At 68.0% G+C, this 1441-nt stretch carries 1 protein-coding gene; it reads left to right on the forward strand.

Translation table 11 applies throughout. The annotated features are described in order from the left end of the window. Window positions 1–69: 69 nt before the first annotated feature. Window positions 70–1311: an IS701 family transposase gene (locus V6U88_RS30095; RefSeq protein WP_334458286.1), complete on the forward strand. Its 1242-nt coding sequence runs from the start codon at window positions 70–72 to the stop codon at window positions 1309–1311. Window positions 1312–1441 lie beyond the last annotated feature (130 nt).

Below are 1441 nucleotides of genomic sequence, written 5' to 3' on the forward strand. Positions count from 1 at the left end.
CTAGTAGTGCTTTGTTAGGTCGGCGTGTCGTTGGGGTGCGCGAAGTGGTCCGGGTAGTTCGATGTTGGGGTGACTCCTGACGAGCTTTCCGTTGTGCGGCAACGGCTTGAGGCGTTCGCCGCGGATGTGTTCACCCCGCTGCCCCGGTCGGATCAGCGGGCGAAGGGTGAGACGTATCTGCGGGGGCTGCTGCTGGACGGGCGGCGGAAGTCGATGCAGCCGATGGCGGATCGGCTCGGGGTGGATCATCAGGGGTTGCAGCAGTTCGTGACGACCTCGACGTGGGACACCGCGGCGGTGCGGATGCGGCTGGCCGCTCGGGCGGTTGACGTGGTCGGGCCGGTCGCGTGGGTGGTTGACGACACTGGCTTTCCGAAAGACGGCAAGAGCTCACCGGGTGTGGCCAGGCAGTACTCCGGCACCGTCGGTAAGGTCGCAAACTGCCAGATCGGGGTGAGCGTTCACGCCGTCACCGACACCGCGTCGTGCCCTCTGGACTGGCGGCTGTATCTGCCGACGGTCTGGGACGACGACGCTGTTGATGAGGCCGCCCGTCCCGGGGTGGCTGCGGCCCGGGCCCGCTGCGGCATCCCTGATGAGGAGCGTCATCGCCCGAAGTGGGCGTTGGTGGTGGAGATGCTCGACGAACTGGCCGGACACGGGCTGCGACCGCCGCTGCTGGCCGCCGACGCCGGCTACGGCGACAACAGCCAGTTCCGCAGTGCGCTGGATGAACGCGGGATCGGCTACATCATGCAGGTCAAAGGCGACGCCCTCGCCCGCGAGCCGGGCGTGCAGCCGGTGCCGCGGGTGTGGTCCGGGCGGGGCCGCCCACCGACGCGCACCGACCCGCGCTACCCGAAGACGCCGATCAGCCTGGTCGAACACGTTCGCGCCGCCGGACGCGCCGCCGCGGAAACGATCACCTGGCGGGAAGGCTCGAAGGGCACCATGAGCTCGCAGTTCATCTTCCTGCGGGTACGCCCGGCCGGGCACCGCATCGCCCGTGACGCCGACGGCATCCTGCCCGAGCGGTGGCTGATCGCCCAGTGGCCCGACGACCAGGCCGAGCCGGTCAAATACTGGCTGTCCAGCCTTCCCGAAGCGACCAGCCACACCGACCTGGTCCGCTACGGCAAGATCCGCTGGCGCATCGAACACGACTACCGCGAGCTGAAGACCGGGCTCGGTCTGGACCACTTCGAAGGCCGCTCCTGGATCGGCTGGCACCGCCACGTCACCCTGGTCACCGCCGCGCACCTGTTCATCACCGAACTGCGTCTGGACCCAAAAGCGGCTGCGCCGGCCTGACCCTCTACACCGTCATCCGCGAGCTGCAACGACTCCTCGCGACCTGGACCGGCGCCTGCATCACCTGCCACCAACCCGTGAAACCGTTACACCGCAACAAACGCCACCGAACCTAACAAAGCACTACTAG

This window comes from Micromonospora sp. CPCC 205739 (assembly GCF_036906795.1).
Classification (GTDB): Bacteria; Actinomycetota; Actinomycetes; order Mycobacteriales; family Micromonosporaceae; genus Micromonospora.